Annotated in this window: 20 protein-coding genes; 10 read left to right on the top strand and 10 right to left on the bottom strand. The window is 68.3% G+C overall.

Translation table 11 applies throughout. The features are described 5' to 3' along the window. Positions 1-185: 185 nt before the first annotated feature. The gene (locus EV645_RS05605; RefSeq protein ID WP_130440410.1) at positions 186-1,340 is read right to left on the bottom strand and encodes a cystathionine gamma-synthase; all 1,155 of its coding nucleotides are present in this window, start codon (positions 1,338-1,340) and stop codon (positions 186-188) included. 178 nt (positions 1,341-1,518) lie between these two features. On the opposite strand from EV645_RS05605, the gene EV645_RS05610 reads away from it, so the two are divergent. Continuing rightward, the gene (locus tag EV645_RS05610) at positions 1,519-2,100 is read left to right on the top strand and encodes a hypothetical protein (protein ID WP_130440412.1); all 582 of its coding nucleotides are present in this window, start codon (positions 1,519-1,521) and stop codon (positions 2,098-2,100) included. Positions 2,101-2,108: 8 nt separating this feature from the next. Then, on the top strand, positions 2,109-3,860 hold the full coding sequence (locus EV645_RS41770; RefSeq protein ID WP_157997010.1) for a hypothetical protein: 1,752 nt from the start codon (positions 2,109-2,111) through the stop codon (positions 3,858-3,860). A gap of 186 nt (positions 3,861-4,046) precedes the next feature. Here EV645_RS41770 and EV645_RS05625 read toward each other — a convergent pair whose 3' ends face one another. Both EV645_RS05625 and yczE read right to left on the bottom strand, forming a co-directional pair. After that, positions 4,047-4,343, bottom strand: coding sequence for a DUF1905 domain-containing protein (locus tag EV645_RS05625; RefSeq protein ID WP_198681475.1), 297 nt, complete (start codon positions 4,341-4,343; stop codon positions 4,047-4,049). 3 nt (positions 4,344-4,346) lie between these two features. Beyond that, on the bottom strand, positions 4,347-5,003 hold the full coding sequence (gene yczE, locus EV645_RS05630) for a membrane protein YczE (RefSeq protein WP_130443535.1): 657 nt from the start codon (positions 5,001-5,003) through the stop codon (positions 4,347-4,349). Positions 5,004-5,065: 62 nt separating this feature from the next. Between yczE and yczR the strand changes: the two genes are divergently transcribed. Together yczR and msrA are read left to right on the top strand one after the other, a co-directional pair. Next, positions 5,066-6,508: a MocR-like transcription factor YczR gene (gene yczR / locus EV645_RS05635; protein ID WP_130440416.1), complete on the top strand. Its 1,443-nt coding sequence runs from the start codon at positions 5,066-5,068 to the stop codon at positions 6,506-6,508. 184 nt (positions 6,509-6,692) lie between these two features. After that, positions 6,693-7,337: a peptide-methionine (S)-S-oxide reductase MsrA gene (msrA, locus tag EV645_RS05640; protein WP_130440426.1), complete on the top strand. Its 645-nt coding sequence runs from the start codon at positions 6,693-6,695 to the stop codon at positions 7,335-7,337. Between the two features lie 53 nt (positions 7,338-7,390). Here the strand turns inward: msrA and EV645_RS05645 are convergent, their stop codons facing one another. Both EV645_RS05645 and EV645_RS05650 read right to left on the bottom strand, forming a co-directional pair. Beyond that, positions 7,391-8,305 (bottom strand): lysylphosphatidylglycerol synthase transmembrane domain-containing protein, encoded by a 915-nt coding sequence (locus EV645_RS05645; RefSeq protein WP_198681476.1) that lies wholly within the window; start codon positions 8,303-8,305, stop codon positions 7,391-7,393. A 90-nt stretch (positions 8,306-8,395) separates the two neighbouring features. Next, positions 8,396-9,430: a glycosyltransferase family 4 protein gene (locus EV645_RS05650; protein ID WP_130440430.1), complete on the bottom strand. Its 1,035-nt coding sequence runs from the start codon at positions 9,428-9,430 to the stop codon at positions 8,396-8,398. 161 nt (positions 9,431-9,591) lie between these two features. Here EV645_RS05650 and EV645_RS05655 point away from each other — a divergent pair, with 161 nt between their 5' ends. Then, entirely contained in the window at positions 9,592-11,871 is a 2,280-nt protein-coding gene (locus tag EV645_RS05655) for a CDP-alcohol phosphatidyltransferase family protein (RefSeq protein WP_130440432.1), read from the top strand. A gap of 12 nt (positions 11,872-11,883) precedes the next feature. Here EV645_RS05655 and bfr read toward each other — a convergent pair whose 3' ends face one another. The 4 genes from bfr to EV645_RS05675 form a co-directional block, all read right to left on the bottom strand. Continuing rightward, positions 11,884-12,363, bottom strand: a complete 480-nt coding sequence (gene bfr / locus EV645_RS05660) for a bacterioferritin (protein ID WP_130440434.1) — start codon at positions 12,361-12,363, stop codon at positions 11,884-11,886. After that, positions 12,350-12,559: a (2Fe-2S)-binding protein gene (locus tag EV645_RS05665; protein ID WP_130440436.1), complete on the bottom strand. Its 210-nt coding sequence runs from the start codon at positions 12,557-12,559 to the stop codon at positions 12,350-12,352. The genes bfr and EV645_RS05665 overlap by 14 nt, the downstream gene beginning before the upstream one ends. Before the next feature lie 59 nt (positions 12,560-12,618). Beyond that, positions 12,619-12,948 carry a nucleoside triphosphate pyrophosphohydrolase gene (locus EV645_RS05670; RefSeq protein ID WP_242000382.1) on the bottom strand — a complete coding sequence of 110 codons (330 nt, stop codon included), beginning with the start codon at positions 12,946-12,948 and terminating at the stop codon, positions 12,619-12,621. A 309-nt stretch (positions 12,949-13,257) separates the two neighbouring features. Then, complete coding sequence (locus EV645_RS05675; protein WP_130440438.1) at positions 13,258-15,213, bottom strand: heparinase II/III domain-containing protein; 1,956 nt, start codon at positions 15,211-15,213, stop codon at positions 13,258-13,260. A 135-nt stretch (positions 15,214-15,348) separates the two neighbouring features. On the opposite strand from EV645_RS05675, the gene EV645_RS05680 reads away from it, so the two are divergent. Beyond that, positions 15,349-15,954, top strand: a complete 606-nt coding sequence (locus EV645_RS05680; RefSeq protein WP_242000227.1) for a chloramphenicol phosphotransferase CPT family protein — start codon at positions 15,349-15,351, stop codon at positions 15,952-15,954. On the opposite strand, the gene EV645_RS05685 is transcribed toward EV645_RS05680, so the two are convergent. After that, positions 15,925-16,443 (bottom strand): DinB family protein, encoded by a 519-nt coding sequence (locus EV645_RS05685; protein ID WP_130440440.1) that lies wholly within the window; start codon positions 16,441-16,443, stop codon positions 15,925-15,927. The genes EV645_RS05680 and EV645_RS05685 overlap by 30 nt on opposite strands. 151 nt (positions 16,444-16,594) lie before the next feature. On the opposite strand from EV645_RS05685, the gene EV645_RS05690 reads away from it, so the two are divergent. The 4 genes from EV645_RS05690 (at position 16,595) to EV645_RS05705 (ending at position 19,988) form a co-directional block, all read left to right on the top strand. Then, positions 16,595-17,419 carry an alpha/beta fold hydrolase gene (locus tag EV645_RS05690; protein WP_130440442.1) on the top strand — a complete coding sequence of 275 codons (825 nt, stop codon included), beginning with the start codon at positions 16,595-16,597 and terminating at the stop codon, positions 17,417-17,419. An 81-nt stretch (positions 17,420-17,500) separates the two neighbouring features. Next, entirely contained in the window at positions 17,501-18,316 is an 816-nt protein-coding gene (locus EV645_RS05695) for an alpha/beta fold hydrolase (RefSeq protein ID WP_130440444.1), read from the top strand. Between the two features lie 138 nt (positions 18,317-18,454). After that, positions 18,455-18,955 carry a GNAT family N-acetyltransferase gene (locus EV645_RS05700; RefSeq protein WP_130440446.1) on the top strand — a complete coding sequence of 167 codons (501 nt, stop codon included), beginning with the start codon at positions 18,455-18,457 and terminating at the stop codon, positions 18,953-18,955. A gap of 10 nt (positions 18,956-18,965) precedes the next feature. Further along, positions 18,966-19,988, top strand: a complete 1,023-nt coding sequence (locus EV645_RS05705) for an NADPH:quinone reductase (protein ID WP_130440448.1) — start codon at positions 18,966-18,968, stop codon at positions 19,986-19,988. Positions 19,989-20,030: the final 42 nt, after the last annotated feature.

Genomic DNA, 20,030 nt, shown 5'->3' on the forward strand with positions numbered 1-20,030 from the left:
CACTCCCCTCGCCTCCACCGCAACACCCACTCCGCCCCCGCCGCCGCCCCCGCCCTCCGGCGTTCGAGGGGTTATCCCTTCGAGTTGCCCCTTCTCCCCCCTTCACAGCGCCTGAGAACCGGCAACGCGAGGGGATATCCCCTCGCATTGACCGGGACGCGGATGCTGTCGCCGGAGGCCGGAGGTCAGGAAAGGGCGCGGTCGAGGTCGAGCAAGAGGTCGTCGACGGTCTCGATGCCGACGCTCAGGCGGATCAGGTCGGCCGGCACCTCGAGCGGCGTACCGGCGACCGAGGCGTGGGTCATCTTGCCCGGGTGCTCGATCAGCGACTCGACGCCGCCGAGGGACTCGCCGAGCGTGAAGACCTCGGCCTTGTTGCAGATGTCCAGCGCGTGCTTCTCGCCGCCGGTGACGCGGAAGCTCACGATCCCGCCGTACCGCTTCATCTGCTTGGCGGCGGTCTCGTGGCCCGGGTGGCCGTCGATGCCGGGGTAGAGCACCTGGCTGACGGAGTTGTGCCGCTGCAGGAACTCGACGACCTTCTCGGCGTTGTCGCTGTGCCGGTCCATCCGAACGCCGAGCGTCTTGATGCCACGCAGCACCAGCCACGAGTCGAACGGTCCGGCGACGGCGCCGATCGCGTTCTGGTGGAAGGCGATCTTCTCGGCCAGCTCGGCGTCACGGACGATGAGCGCGCCACCGACCACGTCGGAGTGCCCGCCCATGTACTTCGTGGTCGAGTGGACGACCACGTCCGCGCCGAGCTCCAGCGGCTGCTGCAGGTACGGCGAGGCGAACGTGTTGTCGACGACCAGCAGGGCGCCGGCATCGTGCGCGATCTGGGCGACGATGGCGATGTCCGCGACGTTCAGCAACGGGTTGGTGGGGGTCTCGAGCCAGACGACCTTGGTCTTCCCAGGCTGAATCGCGGCGCGGATCGCGTCCGGGTGGGTGACCGCGGCCGGCGTCATCTCGACGCCCCAGTTGCCGAGCACCTTGGAGAACAGCCGGAACGTGCCGCCGTACGCGTCGTCGGGGAACACCACGTGGTCGCCGGGCACGCACAGCGAGCGGATCAGGGTGTCCTCGGCCGCCAGCCCGCTGGCGAACGCGAACCCCCGGTTGCCCGCCTCGATCGCGGCCAGGCACTCCTCGAGCGCCGTCCGGGTCGGGTTCGCGGAGCGGGAGTACTCGTAGCCGTTGCGCAGCCCGCCGACGCCGTCCTGCTTGTAGGTGCTGGTGGCATAGATCGGCGGGACCACCGAGCCGGTGGTCGGATCAGGCTCGTTCCCGGCGTGGATGGCGAGCGTTTCGAAGCCGTAGCGGTGTTCCGTATTCACCGGACCAGCGTACGGCCTGGTCCTATCCGGCCGTGCACGCCGTCCACAGCTGGGGCGATCGGATGGATCCAGGTTGTCCACAGGCGCGTCGTACCGGCTGGCGAATGACCCATTGCGCCGCCTACGGTTGCGGTCAGTGGTTGCCGCCGGGGACCGAGAGGAAGGACGACGGGGCCGGATGAAGACGCAGGACAGGCCGCTCGACCAGGACGACCTGGCGATGGCGGATCTCGCCGAGATCCCGGACTGGGGCACGATCGCCGGTCCGGACGGCGACGAAGCCGGTCCGGAGGTTGTGCGCGCCCTGGTGAACCGGGTGATGGGTCAGACGACCTGGCAGCCGTGGCCTTTGGAGGCCGGCGGGGTCATCGGCGACGAGATGGTCTCCTGGGGTTTCACCACCCGGCGCGGGACGACGATGATCGTCTTCGACGGGCTCGCGTTCCCGGACTGCCCGGAGAGCGGCTGGTCGGCGTACGACATCGGTCCGGACGACATCGCCGCCGCCGAGGCCGGGCTCGACACACACTGGCTGGCGAAACTCTCGCTCGCCACCAGGCACTGGGGTCAGCCCGACTACCTCGGTGATGAGAGCAGTGTCACGTTCGTCGACGAGTGGGAGCCAGGCGCCGGCACCGGCCGCCGGCACCTCGCCGTCTGGCTGCGCCCGGGTGCGCAGATCCACCTGTACAGCAACAAGCCCAGCAAGGACCCGCTGACGACGTCGGTCGGGGTCAACTACGCCGTGTACATCGACTAGGAGACCTGATGAGCGAGCCCTCTGCTGAGCCCCGCCAAGGGCGGATCTCCCGTTGGCGTGCGCGGTCACGCGGCACGAAGACGATGAAGGCCGGCTACGCACTGGCCGCACGCGACGTGAAGAACTGGGACCGGGAAGTCCTGGCCCGCATCGGCACCGCCCGGATGACACCGGCGCATCTGGCGCGACTGTCGCAGGTAGGCGTCAACGGGCAGGTCCGCCCGGACCTGCATGCCGGCACCTCGCAGTCGATGAGCCAGCGTGCAACCAACCGGATGCAGCTGACCCAGCGCCAGCAGACCCAGACCAGGAACCCGTTCAGCCGGGTGGCGCAGCGGTACTCCCGCTGGCAGGACGTCCGGCACGGAACCAAGATGGTCAAGGCCGCGATGGTCCTGGCCGCCAAAGAGGCGAAGAACGCCGATCCCAACGTCAGACTGGCGATGGGCAACAACCCGACCATCACCCCGGCCCAGATCTCCAACATGGTCCAGGGCCAGTTGGAGACCGCCTTCAGACCGGAGGTGTATGCGCCACAGCCGGGCCAGGGCGCCGGCCAGCAGGGTGTCGGTCAGCAGCAGGTTCAGGGCGCCGGCCAGCAGGTTCAGGGCCAGGGCCAGGGGCAACAGGGTCAAGGTCAGCAGGTTCAAGGTCAGGGCCAGAGGCAACAGATCCAGGGCGGGCGGGTGCAGGCGCAGCCACAGCGGGGAGCTGCGGTGATGCAGCAACTGGTGGCCGCGGCAGGCAGCCAGGCGGCTGGGGACACCGAACAGGCGCTGGTCCAGGCCTTGGCCGAGTTCCAGCGGCTGCAGGGCGAGATCAAGCAGCTGATCGAGACCCGCATGGCCCAGATCCAGCAGGAAAACACCAACCTGACCGCCCTACTGAACGAGGTCAATCGCTCCGGCCAGCAGGTCAACCAGCAGGTCAACCAGCAGCCGGCCCAGCGACCGGAGATCGACCCGAACGTCCACAACGTAGGCCAGCACGCGATCATCCAGACTGAAGATCCTGCCCAGCAGCAGCCCGGCTCCCAGCAGCCCGAAGGCCAACAGGTCGCCGAAGGCCCGGAGGCCGGCGACGGCGAGCAAGGCGCAGACGGCCAACAGACCGGCGACGGTCAGCAGGTTGGCGACGGTCAGCAGGTCGGCAACGGCCAACAGGTCGGCGATGGGCAGCAGGTTGCCGGAGGCACGCAAGTTGCTGAGGGACAGCAGGCTGAGGGTGGTGAGCAGGAAGCCGGTGAGGGAGCACAGCAGCCGGTCACCGCGAACGGTCAGCAGGTAGTCCAAGCCGGCCAGGAAGGCACTCAGCAGCAGGCCGAGACCGCCGCACAGCCGGTCAGCAGGAGCGAAGACTGGACCAGGACCGCCGAGGCCCCCGAGGCCCACGCCGAACAGCCCGTCGCCCCTCCAACCCAGGGCCAGCCTCAGATCCAAGGCCAGCCCCAGGGCCAGCCTCAGATCCAGGGCCAACCGCAGGCCCAGGGCCAGACCCAAGGCCAGGGCCAGCCCCAGGTCCAGGGGCAGCCTCAGGCCCAGGGGCAGCCTCAGGTCGAGACCGGCGGCGACCCCAAGGAGGTCAGGGCGAAAGAGGAGGCCGCACGGGCCGCCGCAGCAGCCGGAGATGTCGCGCCGGTCCGCAACTCGACCCAGGCGGAAGCCACCAAGACAGCGGAGTCCGCCAGACAAGACACTGGAACGCGAGCCACCGGCCAGACCGCAAGCAGGAGCCCGCAGCAAACCGGCCCCGCCAAATAACCACCACCACGCACTGACACGACGAACGCCGCCGGCCCCCGGCGGCGTTCGTCGTACCCGCCGACCCAGCAGCCTTCGTCGTACCCCCGGCGACCCCAGCAGCCTTCGTCGTACCCCGCCTGTCGCGCGGCGGCACCCGTCGTACTGCGCCGGTCCCGCGGCACCGAGGGTTCGTCGTACTGCGGGCTAGAAGTCGACGAGGTCGAGCCGGGTCTCGACTGGCGTGCCTTCGGTCAGGGACTCGGCGACGCGCACCGGCTTCTTCACCGGGAGCAGGTAGCTGCCGGACTTGCTGGGGAACAGCGAGGTCTGCCACGTGCTTGCGCCGACCGTCACGCTGACCCGCACCGACCCGAACCCTTTGCGCCGCCCTGCCGTCAGATCCGCGATGTCGTCGCTGATCTCCTCCGGGACGGCGACGAAGTACCAGCTGCCTTCGCCCGGGTACTGCCACAGCGGTGCCGAGAACCGATAAGTGCTCACACCTCAGGATTTCAGGCGGACGGTGAAGATCGGTAGCAGGAAATGGACGAGCGGTCCGATCGCGAGGGCGTACACGACGGTGCCGACGCCGATCGATCCGCCGAGGAGGACGCCGGTCGCGAGGACGGTGAGCTCGATCGACGTACGGACGAGCCGGACGCTCAGGCCGGTACGACGGACCAGCCCCGTCATCAGCCCGTCGCGCGGACCTGGGCCGAACTGCGCGCCGATGTAGAGCGCGCCGGCGAGCGCGTTGACGACGACCCCGGCCAGCATGAACACGATCCGGAGCCAGAGTGCGTCCGGGCGGTCGACCGTGGCCAGCGTGAGGTCGGTGACCAGGCCGATCACGATGGCGTTGCTGATCGTGCCGAGACCGGGCCACTGCCGCAGCGGGATCCAGGCCAGCAGTACGACGAAGCTGACCGCGATCACCACAGTGCCGAAGCTGAACGGGAAGTGCTTCGTGATGCCGGAGTGGAACACGTCCCACGGGTCCAGACCGAGGTTGCCCTGGATCATCAGGCCCATCGAGGCGCCGTACAGAGTCAGTCCGACATACAGCTGGACGAGGCGTCGCGGCAGGTGGCCTGCTTTCAGCTGCTGGATCGGGTTGATGGGCGCGAGCTGGCGCGGCGGGGCATCCGGAGTGGCGGTCACATTCTCCATGTCAGCAGTAAGTGGCCTGGTATTCGATAGCCAATTACGTCATAGTGGACTGCATGAAGGGGCAATATCTCCCGGCCAGCACTCTCGTCGGCCTGCTCGGCGCGTGGGCCGACGGCACCGGACCGGCGTACTGGCTACTGGCCGAGCGGCTCCGGTTGCTGATCGCGGACGGCCGGATCACGCCCGGTTCGCGGCTGCCGAGCGAGCGCGAGCTGACCGAGAGCCTCGGCGTGAGCCGGACGACTGTCGCGTCGGCGTACCGCGAGTTGCGCGACCGCGGGTACGTGATCAGCCGCCGCGGTTCGGGCAGCGTCACCGCTCTCCCGGGACGGGTCCAGCCTTCACTCAGCCGGCACCACGCGCCGACGTTCGAGACCGACGGACACTACGACTTCACCGCGGCCGCACCCGCCGCGATCCCGGGGATCAGCGCGGCGGTCGCATCGGCCATGGACGACCTGCCTGCGCAGCTCGCCACCCCGGGCTATCACCCACAGGGCTTGCCGGAGCTGCGCGCAGAGGTCGCAGCCGTGTACGCCGAACGCGGGCTGCCGACCTCGCCAGACCAGATCATCATCACCGCCGGCGCGCTGGCCGCGACGTCGATCGCGATCCGTGCGATGACGCAGATCGGCGACCGGGTGCTGACCGAGAGCCCCACGCATCCCAACTCCGTCGACGCGATCCGGCACAGCGGATGCCGCATCGTTGCGACCCCGATGGGTCCGGACGGCTGGGACCTTCCGTTGCTGGAGGCAACCATCCGGCAGACGGCACCGCGGGCCGCGTGGATGGTCGTGGATTTCCAGAACCCGACCGGGTGGTTGATGCCGGCGGCAGACCGCAAGCAGTTGGCGGCCGCGTTCGCGCGCAGCCGGACGACGGTGATCGTCGACGAAACGCTGTACGGGTTGTCGCTCGACGGACAGGAGATGCCACCACCGTTCGCGTCGTACAACCCGGAAGGTGTGATCACGGTCGGCTCGGCGAGCAAGTTGTTCTGGGGCGGCCTGCGGATCGGCTGGATGCGGGTGCCGGAGGCGCTGGTCGCCCAGGTGCTCGACGCCCGCGCGTCGCTCGATCTCGGGGCACCTGTGCTCGAGCAACTAGTTACAGCGCAACTACTCCGGCAGCGGGAGTCTTTGTTGCCGGACCGCCGGCTGATGGTCGCCCGCCAGCGCGACGCCCTGGCCCAGGCCGTGTCCGAAGAGCTGCCGTCGTGGCGGTTCCGGCTGCCGGGCGGCGGCCTGTCGTTGTGGTGCGAGCTGCCGGAACCCGTCGGCTCGAGCCTGGTCGGACTGGCCGAGCGGAACGGCGTACTGCTGGTGGCCGGCGCGCGATTCTCCCCGGATGGCGGCCTGGAGTCGTTCATCCGGTTGCCGTACACGCTCCCCGCGGACGCGCTCCGTGACGGAGTACGCCGGCTCGCCGCGTCGTACGCATCGCTGACCAGCGGTATGCCCCGTGCGCGGCGCTCCGCCGCGATGATCGCGTGACTGCGGATCCCCACGCCATCACAATCGCGTCTCACACTCCCCCGCCCGAGGCGTTCCTCCGCGAACGCCCGATTGTGATGGCGTGGGGATCCGGCACGTCATCGCGCGGTAAGGGGTGCGGGGAAGGTTCGCCTTACATCTGGCGTTGAGAGCCTATGAGAGTCACTCTGCGAGAGGCGTGAGAATGTCGTTCTTCACCCGCAACACCGCCATGGTCGAGCCGTCGGCCGCCCTGCCCGGGCGGGAGACCCCCGGGTTCGCCGTACCGGACGAGAACATCGTCCTGCACACGCCGCAGACCGCCGCCGCGCCCGAGGGGTTCGAGGAGGTCTGGTTCGGCACCGGATGCTTCTGGGGTACCGAGGAGATCTTCTGGCAGCAGCCCGGCGTGTACACCACGGCCGTCGGCTACGCGGGCGGTTACACCCCAAACCCGACGTACGAAGAGGTCTGCACCGGCCGCACCGGCCAGACCGAGGCCATCCGTGTCGTCTACGACCCCACCAAGACCACCTTCACGGACCTGCTGAAGGTCTTCTGGGAGACCCACGACCCGACACAGGGCATGCGCCAGGGCAATGACCTCGGCTCGCAGTACCGCTCGGCCATCTACTACACCACCGACGCCCAGCGCGCCGAGGCCGAACGCACCCGCGACCTGTACGCCCCCGTCATCAAGCCCCTCGGCTACGGCGACATCACCACCGAGATCGCCCCCGCCACCACCTTCTACTACGCCGAGGGCTACCACCAGCAGTACCTGTTCAAGAACCCGAACGGCTACAGGTGCCACAGCAACACCGGGGCTAAGTTCCCGGCTGACGTCTGACAGATCGACCGTGATGCCCCTGGACTCTCCGAGTTCAGGGGCATCAGGCGTATTTAGCGCGCGACTTGTTCTGGCGTAGCGGTCGGGCTGGGCGCAGTGTTCTGGGTGCGGCGGCGGGCGGCCAGCAGGATGACGGCCCCGGGGAGGGTTGCGACGAGGGCGAGCATGCCGTAGGCGACTGCGACGGTGACGCCCAGTGCGGCGCCTAGTCCGACGGAGCTGAAGGCCCAGGCGGCTGCGCCCTCGCGTGGGCCCCAGCCTGCGATGTTGGTCGGCAGGGCCGAGGCTGTCAGCACGACCAGTGCCAGAGGCAACAGCCGAGTCGGCGACACATCGGCTCCGGTCGCTCGGACGGCGATCAGGAACACAGATGCGTGGCCGAGTACGGCGACGGTGGAGGCGAGCAAGATGCCTGGCCAGGCTCGCGGCGCCAGGACGGCGTCGCGGAGATCGCTGGTGAAGGCGCGTCCGATCCGCGAGGAGAGGTTGAGGAACAGGGGTACGGCGATGAGCGCCACACTGGCGATGACCACGACCGTCACGGCGGGCGAGGGGACAAAGGAGCCGGCAGGCCAGGACAGCAGGAACAGCACGGCCGCTGTCAGGACGAGCTGCACAGCAAATCCTGACGCCCGCTCCCACGCAACGGCCCGCAGGCTACGGCCCAGGTCGCCGACCTCACGGCCGTGCCGCACGGCGCGGTGTACGTCGCCCACCACCCCGCCGGGCAGCGTGGCGTTGAGGAACTGGGACCGGTAGTACGCCGCAACCGCAGTCCTCAGCGGCAACTCGACGCCGAGTCCGCCGGCGACGAGCCTCCACCGCCATGCGCAGCACAGCGTGGTCAGCGAGGTGATTGCGAGCGCGGCGGCGATCGGCCAACCGGTCGTCAGTCGGAGCCCGTCCACCAACGGGCCCGTGCCGACCCGCCACACGAGAACGGCGAGAATCGCGGCGCCGCCCGTCACGCGGGCCCAGGTCCAGAGGCTACGGCTGATGGCAGTTCCGATCTCTTAGTTGGGCTCGTACCAACAACACGGCTGTCACCTGCCGCTGGTTCATCCGCCGACCTCCGACAGCACGGCCGAGAGCTCGCGGGAAGTCTGCGCCCAGTCGGACAATGTCAGGCGCCGCGATCCGGCCGTCGCGCGCAGCCGGGCGCGCTCCACGGGGTCACCCAGCCATCGACGCAGCGCCCGCGCGAGAGCGTGTGGGTCGCCCGGCGCGACCAGCAGGCCCGGTCGGCTGCCGTCGGGGGCGTGACCGAGAGCCTCCGGTACGCCGCCGACCTCAGCGGCCACGACCGGCAGCCCGCGGGCGAGCGCCTCGGTGACGACCATGCCGTAGGTCTCGAACTGGGAGGCCAGCACCAAGACGTCTGCCTCTGCGTACGCACGCTCGAGTTCGGCGCCCGTGAGCGGGCCGGTGAAGCACACCCGGTCGGCCAGGCGCGGGTCCCTGGCCTGCCGGCGCAGTCCAGCGACGTACGACGTATCAAGGTCCAATGAACCGACGAAAACGCATCGCCAGTCCGGACCGTCCACCGTGGCCAGCGCCTCGAGCAGGAGGTGGGGCCCCTTGGCCGGGGTGATCGCTCCGACACAGAGCAACCGCCCGCCGGACACCGAGCCCGATGCCAGGTCGGCCTTGTCGACGCCCGGCCGTACGACGTACACGCGATCCTCTGGCAGCGCGTAGTGGTCGAGCAGCCACCGCCGGGTCCAGTCGCTCGTGGCCACGGTGGCTGATGCCGCCAACAGCGCGGCGACCTCGCTCGCCTCGTCCCGCGGCATGTGCAGGAGTACGACGAGCCGCAGCCGGTCAGCCTCCGGCTCCAGCACCTCCGGGACCACCGACGCCAGCAGGCCATCGACCAGCACCACTCCACCGTCCGGGACCCGAGCCAGCGTCGCGCCAATGGCCAAGCACGCCGCCGCATCAGGGTGGGGCCACTGCCCAGCCATGGCGTCCTCGTGGACCGACCAGCCGAGTGCCATGAGACCGTCACAGACCCGGCGGTCGTAGACGTTGCCACCGCTCGGCCGCCGCGGGTCATCGATCCCATCCGGGATCAGGACGTGCACCTGCCTCACAACGACGGCTCGTAGCGCGCGCCGGGTTCGCCGATCCAGAACGCGCGTGCTTCGATCGGCACCGCAGCCTCCTCCCGCCCGGGTGAACCGGTGCGACGCTGTTCTCGTATGACTCTCGTACCCGTAGATACGGAGGCAGTGTGCGCCAGGTTCAGGGTCGAGTGCCCAACCGCATCCTGACCGGCCCGCTCGTCGGCTTCGCTTGTCTGCTCGTGTTCCTCGGCGCGCTCGCAGCGGTCACTGGCCTCGACGTCGCCGGCTGGGTGACCGGCGTCGCCTGCGGAGCCGGCCTTGCCGCGCTGCTCGCGCGCGCGATGGCGCATCACCGTCGTGACGGGCTCGGACCCGCGGACAGAGTGACACTGACTCGCGCGGTCCTCGCCTGCGGGGTGGCGGCGCTCACCGCGGACTCGTTCGGCAGCCAGTCGCCGGTGGCGATCCTGGTGACGCTCTCGACGATCGGGCTGATTCTCGACGGAGTGGACGGCCAGGTCGCGCGGCGTACCGGCACCGTTTCGGCGTTCGGCGCACGCTTCGACATGGAGGTCGACGCGTTCCTGGTCATGGTCCTGAGCGTGTACGTCGGCAGTACGACGGGTTGGTGGGTGCTTGCCATCGGTGCGGCCCGCTATCTGTTCGTGGCGGCCAGCTGGGCGTTGCCGTGGCTGCGCGGTTCGCTCCCGCCTCGCTACTGGGCCAAGGTCGTCGCCGCGATCCAGGGCATCACCCTCACCGCCGCGGCGGCCGGTTTCCTGCCCGATGCCGTGACCACGCTGGTGCTGCTGATCGCCATGGCACTGCTGGCTGAGTCGTTCGGCCGTCAGATTTGGGGGCTGTGGCGCCAGGCCGGAAGCCCGCCCGGCACTCGTGCCGCGTTGACGTCGGCACTCGCAGTGCTCCTCGTCTGGGCTGCGCTCCTCGTGCCCGACCACACCACCAACCTGTCGCCGGCCGCCTTCCTCCGGATCCCGCTCGAAGGCCTGGTGTTTGTCCTCCTGGTCTGCCTACTGCCAGCGAGACTCGCGAGGGTCCTCGCTCTGATCGGCGGTCTCGCCGTCGGGGTGCTGCTGATTCTGCGGCTGCTCGACAGGGGCTTCTACTTCGCCTTCGACCGCGCCTTCCACCCCGTGTACGACGCGGCGTACGTCGGCTCCGCGCTGGGCCTGCTCAGCGACTCGATCGGCCGCGTCGGCGCCATCGCGGTCTTCATCGGAGCCGGACTCCTCCTTGTGGCCCTGCTCGCTCTGCTGCCGCTGTCGGCAATGCGGGTGACCCGGCTCGTGGCCAGACACCGGCGGCCGACGCTCCGGGTCGTAGCCGTCCTGGCCGTGATCTCGATCGTGCCCGCGCTGACCGGCGCCTGGCCGGAGCCCGTACGACAGCCCGTCTCGACCTCCGCAGCCCGGCTCGCCACGCAGGTCCGTGACGACCTCCGCGACCAGCGGGAGTTCGTACAGGCGCTCAAGCAGGATCCCTTCCGCAACACCCCGGGCAACGAGCTGCTCACCGGCCTGAGAGGTAAGGACGTGCTCCTGGTCTTCGTCGAGAGCTACGGACGCACGGCGCTCGATTATCCGGTCGTTGGGTCGGCGCTCGAGGCCGGGGACCGACGGCTGCAGCAGGCCGGCTTCTCCTCGCGCAGCGGCTTCCTCACCTCACCGACCTTCGGCGGAATCAGCTGGCTGGCGCACTCCACCCTGCAGTCCGGGCTGTGGGTGAACAACCAGCAGCGGTACGACCACCTGGTCACGCTCGACCGGGTCACCCTCACCGACGCGTTCGGCCGGGCCGGCTGGCGGACGGTCGCCGACGTACCGTCCAACAACGAGGACTGGTCGGTGGCGAAGACCTACTACCACTACGACATGGTGTACGACCGCCGGAACGTGGGGTACGCCGGGCCGTCGTTCAGCTATGCCTCGATGCCTGACCAGTACACCCTGGCCGCGCTCCAGCGGCTGGAGCTGGACAAGCCGAACCGGGCTCCCGTAATGGCCGAGGTCGACCTGGTCTCCAGCCACACGCCCTGGGCGCCGCTCCCCCGGATGGTCGACTGGAGCCAGGTGGGCGACGGCTCCGTCTTCGACCCGATGCCGGCCGAGGGCGACGCGCCGGAAGACGTATGGCGAAAGCCGGACCAGGTGAAGGCCGCCTACGCACAGTCTATTGCCTACTCGCTAGACGCTCTGACCTCGTTCGTCCAGCAACTCCACGACCGCAACCTGGTACTCGTCGTCCTCGGCGACCATCAGCCGGCGAGCATCGTGTCCGGCAACGGAGCGAGCCACGACGTACCCGTGAGCATCATCGCCGCCGACCCAGCCGTGACAGATCGCGCAGCCGGCTGGGGCTGGCAGACCGGACTGCGACCAGCCGCCGGCACACCGCCCTGGCCGATGGACACCTTCCGCGACCGCTTCCTCACCACCTACGCCCGCTAGTACCGCAGTCGGTCACTTGGCTGGGGTCAGTTGCTGGGCCAGGTATTGCTGGAGGCCGATGCGGTCGATGGCGTCGAGTTGGCTTTCGAACCAGTCGACATGGTTCTCTTCGTCGCGGACCATTTCCTCGAAGACGGCCGCGGAGCCGTGGTCGCCGAGGTCGTGGCACTCCTTCGCGGCGGCGTTGAACTGGGCGACCGCGGCGAGCTCGCCGTCGAGACCGAGGCGGAGCATCTCCTGGGCGTCCTCGCCGACGGCGATAGGTCCGAGCTTCTGGAGGTTCGGGTGGCCGTCGAACAGCAGGATGCGGCTGATCAGCGCGTCGGCATCCTTCATCTCGTCGATGGACAGGTCGTAGAACGCCTTGCCCAGCCGGCCGAAGCCCCAGTTGTCGAGCATCCTGGCTTCCAGGAAGTACCCGTTGATCACCGTCAGTTCGAGCGTCAGCGCCTCGTTGAGCAGCACCACGACGCGTGGGTCAACCGGTTGCACTTGCCACCTCCGTGAGCGACTGTGCCGAGACAGACCTCCCATGCTGGCACAACAATCGCTTCACGGAGAAGACACAACTGCCGCAATTCCGCCCCGCCCCGGTCGCCCCGCACACCTGCGCAAGCGTCCGGGCGCCGTCGTCGATGCTCCGACGGACGTCCCGGTCACTGACGACCTCACAGTGGCAGACGATCACACAGGAAAGGCTACCCTAACGACCCGGCCTAAGCATGGTCGCGTCCATCACACGAACGGCTAGCGGACGCCGGTCCAGATGACTCGGTTGTCAAAGGTCCCACGCTCGGCGGCCTTGGCGGCTCGGGTCGTTTCGAGGTCTTCCCTGGTTGTGCCCAGGTCGGCCGCCAAGGCGTAGACGACCTCGAGGATGTCCGCAAGCTCCTCGACGGCGGCCTCTCCGTCGGCAGCAAGAAACTCGTCAACCTCCTCCAGCAACTTGTCCCGCAGCCGACGCCGGTACTCCGCAGCCCCGGCCCGGTAGATGACCGGCTCAGCACCACTCCCCCGAATGATCTCCGGAATCCGATCCCTCACAAGCTTCCCGTCAGCATTCATCTGTTCCTCCATCACGCCCAGACCCTAGTTCAGCGCAGTGTGGAAGCCGGTCCGGTGAATGCGAACTTCGTTTCCGTTCGTGCGATGTCGACCTGATACATGACGTACAGCCGCAGCGGCGTGCAGTACTCGTATGGCCTGCTCCTGCAGGATAGGAACCTGTATCGGCACTCGACCACCACTCCAGTCAGCGGCAGGCACCGGGTGACGGCGACCAAGCTCGGGAGCGGGTGGACGAGCGTCCACGCCTCACGCACCATGGGCAGTCCTCTAACCGGCGAATAGGCCGAGGGGCGCCTCCAGGGAGGCGCCCCTCAGGTGTCAGCCGGCGCGGTAGAGGGAGCCGCCGCCGGAGATGGCGATGCTGGTGGCTTTACCGCCGACGTTGAGGTTGACGATGAACGTCGTACCGGACTGGCGGACGCTGTAGGTGACCGAGCCGGTCGAGCGGACCGGGACGACGAACGACAGGATCGACGCCGTCGTGCCGGAGCGGGCCAGCATGAGGGTCGGCGCGGACTTGCGGACGAAGCTGCTCGGGTAGACCCAGCCTTGGATCGGATTCGTCTGGGCCTGCTTGACCAGGATCGCGCCTGCGGGCAGCGCCTGCTTGAACGGGATCTGGAACAGGATCGTCTTCGTCGTGTCGCCAGGCGCAGCCGCAACCGCGGTGGTCCGCGAGTACACACTCGCCCGCTGATCGGACGGCAGATGCCACAGCGTCTGGAACGCCTGAGCCGTCCTCGCCGACGCGCGGTCCCACGTCACCAGCAAATCCGGGTCCTTGAGCACCAGGACCGAACGCACGCGACTGATCCCACTCCCGGGTGCGTCGCTGAACACATAGGCCTCGGCATTCGTCTTCACCGATGACGCGGTCAGCCGGGTCGTCGGGTTCAGGTACGTCGACAGTGGCGTCGTCATGTCGCTGTGCGCGTTAGGGCTCACGACCCAGGTCCGATAAGCGCCGGCGTTGTACGCCGCATACCCGCCGTCGACGATGATGTCCCGCCCGCGCGCCGTGTACGTGATGCTCGTGTGGTCGAAGTGCCCGTGGAACGCCCGCGGCGGACCGAACCTGATGCTGTACGACGACTCACCCGTGAACCCACGCGCCGCGTCGGTACCCCAACCGGTCCGCCCGAACACGTAGCCGGCCGAGTAGATCCCGACCCGCCACGGCGGCGCCGTACCCTGCGCGCCGAAGGATCCGGCGTACTCCAGCGGCGTACCCACCCACGGGTACGTCGACTGCACCTCGGTGTCGCCGAGCTGATGGAGCTTGCCGAGCGAGTTCGTTGCCAAGGCCAAGAACTTCGCCAGCAACGCGCGCCGCGTCGAGATCGTCGTACCGGGGTCGACTCCGCAGTTCTGCATCACGGCGATCGCTCGGCCCCAGAGCGAGTAGTTGAACGACGCGTACCCGGTCGACTGTTCGTTGGTCGCACCCTGGGAATCGATCGAAGTCGTGATGCCTGCCGCGAACCGTTGCTGTGCAAGGTTCTTGTAGTCGGTGCGATTGAGCGTGCACCCGACGCCGAACAGCGCGATGCTCTCGTCCGTACCGTGGTTCCACGCACCGCTCCAGTAGTTCGTCAGGAACCTCGCGTGACTCAGCAACGCCGTGTCCAGCCAGGCGTAGCGGGTCGGCAGTGTGGTGACCTTCAGCCCGGACAGGATCGCCTGGCGCAGGCAGATGAGCACGTTCGTCCGGTGCATCGTGGACTCCCACGCGCCCACGTTCGCCTTCCACGAGTACGGGTTGTCGCGGTACCAGTCGTACGCGATCGTGTTGACCCGCGTCAGCGCGGTCAGATCGCCTTGGCCGGCCGCGACGATGCCCTGCCCGAGCCAACGCAGCGAGTGGAACCACATGTACCAACTGGCGTTCTTGTACGGGTTCGACGCCCAGTTGATGTTGCCGCCGCCGTTGCCGACCTTGTACGCCGCGTACGGTCCCCACTGGAACTTGTCGGCGTACAGGTTCGCCACCGGGTTCGTCCTCTCGATCCCGCTGAACCCCGGACACGCGTAGAACGGCGCCGCGAGCGACTGGACTTTGTTGTTGGCACCGATGTCCGTCGCCGGCGGAGCAGTCGGCGGTACGACATTGGTTGCCCCCGGCACGAATTGCGCCTCGAGCGGATCCTCCGGCCCGGGCACGATCTGGATGCCCGGCGTAGCTTCCGGCGTACGTGTTTGCCCTGTTGCCGTTCCCGCTCCCAGCACGAGAACGACGATCCCCGCGGCCAGTCCGGCCGCTCCCCTGAATCGCATGCTGTTGCACCCCCACTGCTCGCACCACGGTCGGCACGCAGATTCAGCGGGGGCGGACAGCTCTCCGAGGTTCAGTTTTCCTACTAACCTCGATGCAGCCGCAGCGCAGAAGGTTGCGGCAGGGATGATGGGGCGGTGTCGATTGCCGCGAACCATGAGTTGACTCCGCAGACCAACACCGGCCGCCCAGGGCGTTTGATCCTGCTGAACGGCACCTCGAGCTCCGGGAAGTCGAGCATCGCCGAGGAACTGCTGGCCACGTTGGACGGCGCGTGGTTCCATCTGGCGATCGACCGGTTCCATAGCGTTCGCGCCCGGCGTGACTGGACCGAGGAGACTTTCTTACCCGTCTTCCAGCGCACGGTCCTCGGGTTCCATCGGGCCGTGGCGGGGATGGCCGCGGCGGGCAACGACGTGGTTGTCGATCACATCCTCGGCGAACGCTGGCGACTCGAGGACTGCCTGACGGTCTTCGACGGCCTCCCCGTCCTCTTCGTAGGCGTCCGCTGCTCCCTGCCCGAACTGGAACGGCGCGAACGCGAGCGCGGGAACCGGACCATCGGCAGAGCCGCGGTCCAGTTCCCGCTCGTGCATCAGCATGGCAAGTACGACGTGGAGGTCGACTCGGAACACAACACCCCCGCTGAGTGCGCCGCCCTCATCCGCGACCGTCTCGGCCAGGCTCCTCCGGCGGCCTTCGACGAGCTGCGGTCAGCCCATGGTTTTCTGGCCGTCGATTGACTCCCGGATGATGTCGGCGTGGCCGGCGTGCTGGGCGGTTTCAGCGGTGATGTGCAGGAAGACGCGGCGAACCGACCAGAAGACGCCCGGGGGCTGCCACGGAGCGGCGGGCAGTTCGTACGACGCGTCGAGGTCGAGCGCGCGCACCAAGTCGTCGGTGGCGGCGGCGATCTTCTCGTACTCCGCGAGTACGCCGGCCAGCGTCTCGCCCTCGACCAGCCGGAACTGGTTCTCCCACGCCGCGATCACCTCAGGCGTGTACTCCGTCGGCGTCGCCGCGCTCTCCCCCTTGCCCTGAGCGAAGTCGGCCCAGTGCTGCTCGACCGACGCGACATGCTTGATCAGCCCACCGACCGTCAGCGCACTGACCGTACTGCGGGTGTTCGCCTGCTCGTCCGTCAGACCCTGCGCGGTGTGCCGCAGGAAGCCCCGGTGCTTGGCCAGGAAGTCGAGAATGTCTTGCCGCTCACCGCTCTGGTTCGTCGTCATACCCTGACTCTAGGGACAGAACCGGCCAGATACTGACCTCTTCTCCAAGAAGAGGGACGCGCGCCGGTCGTCCCAGGTATCGTGACCCGAGGCTGGCTGGGGGACAACCTTTGTACACAAGGGGTTTTCGAGCTGAGGGGGTTCCGAACACATGGGAACGATCACTACCAGCGACGGCACCGAGATCTTCTTCAAGGACTGGGGCGAGGGGCAACCGATCGTCTTCAGTCACGGCTGGCCGTTGTCGGCCGACGACTGGGACAACCAGTTGCTGTTCTTTCTCTCGAAGGGCTACCGCGTCGTCGCACACGACCGCCGCGGGCACGGCCGGTCGACGCAGACCGGTGACGGGCACGACATGGACCACTACGCCGACGACCTGAAGGCTGTCGTCGACCACCTCGACCTGCACGACTGCATCCACGTCGGTCACTCGACCGGCGGCGGCGAGGTCACCCACTACCTGGCCCGGCACGGCGAGGACCGGGCCGCGAAGGCAGCGCTGCTCTGCGCGGTCCCGCCGCTGATGGTGAAGACCGACGCGAACCCGGAGGGCCTGCCCAAGGAGGTCTTCGACGACCTGCAGAACCAGCTCGCCGCGAACCGTTCACAGTTCTACCGCGCACTTCCCGAAGGGCCGTTCTACGGCTACAACCGGCCCGGCGCGGAACCGTCCGAGGCCGTCATCGCGAACTGGTGGCGCCAAGGAATGATGGGCGGCGCGAAGGCCCACTACGACGGCATCGTCGCGTTCTCCCAGACCGACTTCACCACCGACCTGCAGCAGATCACCATCCCGGTCCTCGTGGTCCACAGCGAGGACGACCAGATCGTCCCGTACGCCGACGCCGGTCCGAAGTCGGCCGCGCTGCTCAAGAACGGGGTCCTCAAGACGTACAAGGACCTCCCGCACGGCCTACCCACGACACACGCCGACGTGGTCAACGCCGACCTGCTCGAGTTCTTCCAGTCCTAGTCCCGCAGTTCCGGGCACCACAGGCTTCGTCACGCTCCCGCGCGCCCTCCCGGCGACAGTCGCTTGACGAAAGGCTCATCCATGCACCAGCACCGCACGCGAGTACTCGCCGTACTGGGCGTAGTACTCGCCCTCGTGCTTGCCGCCGTGACACCGGCGGCGGCATCACACCCGAGCGGCCCCAAACCCACCATTGTCCTGGTCCACGGCGCGTGGGCCGACGGATCCAGTTGGCAGAAGGTCACCAACAAGCTCCTCGACGACGGCTACACGGTCCGCGTCCCACCCAACCCACTCCGCAACCTCACGACGGACGCCGCGACGATTCGCGACTTCCTGTCGACGCTGTCCGGCCCGATCGTGCTGGTCGGCCACTCGTACGGCGGCGCCGTGATCACCAACGCCGCGACCGGCAACGCGAACGTCAAGGCACTCGTGTACGTCGACGCCTTCGCCCCCGCCGAGAACGAGACGGTCCTACCGCTGGCAGGTGCCGGGTCCGCGCTCAACGTACCCGACCCGACGACCGTGTTCGACTTCGTCCCGTACCCCGGGGCGCCGGCCGGTGATGTCGATCTGTACCTCAAGCACGACACCTTCCTGAACTCGTTCGCCTCCGGGTTGTCGCACAGCGCCGCGGAGAGGCTCTACCCGTCGCAGCGACCGCTGACCTTCAGCGCCGGCAACGTCCCCTCCGGACCGCCGGCCTGGGCCTCGATCAAGTCCTGGTACGTCCTCGGCACCAAAGACCTGATCATTACCCCGGCGTCGCAGAACATGATGGCGACCCGGGCCCACTCCATCATCACCCGCATCCCGACCGGCCACCTCGGACTCATCTCCGATCCCCGCCCGATCACGAAGGTCATCGAAACCGCAGCCCGCTCCACCCGCTGACGAACCGCCGCGGGTCGTTCGCCGCCGACCATCCCATACCGTTTGGTATGGCATCCCATACCGTTTGGTATGGACGATGCGGTCCGGCGGGATAATCCGGGCGACCCGCGGTTGTCCGCGGGGCTAGGCTGCCCGCTCATGGACGACGGTTTGGAGATCCGACCGCTGCAGCCGGGCGATCCGCCGGTGATCGCGGCGGCGATGGCTGCGTTGGGGTGGGACAAGCCGGAGAGCCAGTACCAGCGGTACGTCGCCGAGCAGGCCGCCGGGACTCGGGACGTCCTGGTGGCGACAGTCGACGGCGCGTACGTCGGCTACGTGACCGTTTACTGGATCTCACCGTACTTCGGGACCATCCCGGAGATCTCGGACTTCAACGTGTTGCCGTCGTACCGGCGGCGTGGGATCGGGTCGGCGCTGATGGACGCCGCAGAGGCCAAGGTGGCGGAGCGGTCCCCGGTGGTGGGGATCGGCGTAGGGCTGTACCCGGACTACGGACAGGCACAGCGGATGTACGTACGGCGCGGGTATCTCCCGGACGGCCGCGGCCTGATCTACGACAACCGTCAGGTCGCGCCGATGGAGACGATCCGCAACGACGACAGCGCCTGCCTGATGTTCACCAAACAACTGAGGTAGCGTCGGGGGCGTGCGTGCGATCGAGTACTCGCGAACCGGTGAACCTGACGTCCTGACGCTTGTGGATCGGGCCGTGGCCGATCCTGGGCCAGGCGAAGTGCGTGTGCGGATCCATCGGTCGGGCGTCAACCCGACCGACTGGAAGTCGCGCCGGGGCAGCGAGGCCGGTACGCCGGTCGACCCGGCCCAGGTGCCGAACCAGGACGGCTCCGGCGAGATCGACGCCGTCGGCCAGGGCGTCGACGCGGGCCTCGTCGGCCGCCGCGTCTGGATCTGGGAGGCCGCGTACCAGCGCCCGTCCGGAGGAACAGCCCAGGAGTACGCCGTGGTGCCGGTGCGTCACGTGGTGGAGCTGCCGGACGAGGCGTCGTACGACCTCGGCGCTTGCCTCGGCGTGCCGTTCATGACCGCGCATCGCTGCCTGACGGTGACGGAGGACGGTCCCGATCACCTCGGCCCGGGGAAGCTGGCGGGTCGCACCGTGCTGGTGGCCGGTGGCGCCGGCGCGGTCGGTAACGCGGCGATCCAGCTCGCGCGCTGGTCGGACGCGACCGTGATCACGACCGTGAGCAGCCCCGAGAAGGCGAACCTGGCCGCGCTCGCAGGCGCCGACCACGTCATCAACTACAAGCAGCAGGACGTGATCGAGGAGATCCGCGAGATCGTGCCGCACGGCGTGAACACGATCGTCGAGGTGTCACCCGCGGCGAACGCGGCGATCGATGCCGCGATCATCGCGATGCACGGTTCGGTCGCGATCTACGCGACCGACGGAGGCAACACGTTCGAGCTGCCGGTGCGCCCGTCGATGGTGCCGAACGCTCGCTGGCAGTTCGTCCTGCTCTACAACGCGCCTGACTCGTGGCGCCCACGTGCGTTGGGCGACGTCGAGGCCGCGGTCCGGGCCGGCGCCGTGCGGGTGGGACCCGAGGCCGGGCTCCCGTTGCATCACTATTCGCTGGAGCAGGCCGCCGAGGCACACGCCGCCGTCGAGCAAAGCATCGTCGGCAAGGTCCTCATCGACGTACGCTGACCAGGTCCTGTCTGGTAATCCAGCGCCGTAGCGAGGAGGTGC

This window comes from Kribbella rubisoli (genome assembly GCF_004217145.1).
Lineage (GTDB): Bacteria > Actinomycetota > Actinomycetes > Propionibacteriales > Kribbellaceae > Kribbella > Kribbella rubisoli.

What these genes read in the sequence shown, in the direction of transcription:
- EV645_RS05610 (WP_130440412.1), top strand. Translation starts at nt 1,519, where the DNA reads ATGAAGACGCAGGACAGGCCGCTCGACCAGGACGACCTGGCGATGGCG.
- EV645_RS05685 (WP_130440440.1), bottom strand. Translation starts at nt 16,443, where the DNA reads ATGACGACGAACCAGAGCGGTGAGCGGCAAGACATTCTCGACTTCCTG.
- EV645_RS05695 (WP_130440444.1), top strand. Translation starts at nt 17,501, where the DNA reads ATGCACCAGCACCGCACGCGAGTACTCGCCGTACTGGGCGTAGTACTC.
- msrA (WP_130440426.1), top strand. Translation starts at nt 6,693, where the DNA reads ATGTCGTTCTTCACCCGCAACACCGCCATGGTCGAGCCGTCGGCCGCC.
- yczR (WP_130440416.1), top strand. Translation starts at nt 5,066, where the DNA reads ATGAAGGGGCAATATCTCCCGGCCAGCACTCTCGTCGGCCTGCTCGGC.
- EV645_RS05670 (WP_242000382.1), bottom strand. Translation starts at nt 12,948, where the DNA reads ATGGAGGAACAGATGAATGCTGACGGGAAGCTTGTGAGGGATCGGATT.
- EV645_RS05690 (WP_130440442.1), top strand. Translation starts at nt 16,595, where the DNA reads ATGGGAACGATCACTACCAGCGACGGCACCGAGATCTTCTTCAAGGAC.
- EV645_RS41770 (WP_157997010.1), top strand. Translation starts at nt 2,109, where the DNA reads ATGAGCGAGCCCTCTGCTGAGCCCCGCCAAGGGCGGATCTCCCGTTGG.
- EV645_RS05700 (WP_130440446.1), top strand. Translation starts at nt 18,455, where the DNA reads ATGGACGACGGTTTGGAGATCCGACCGCTGCAGCCGGGCGATCCGCCG.
- EV645_RS05675 (WP_130440438.1), bottom strand. Translation starts at nt 15,213, where the DNA reads ATGCGATTCAGGGGAGCGGCCGGACTGGCCGCGGGGATCGTCGTTCTC.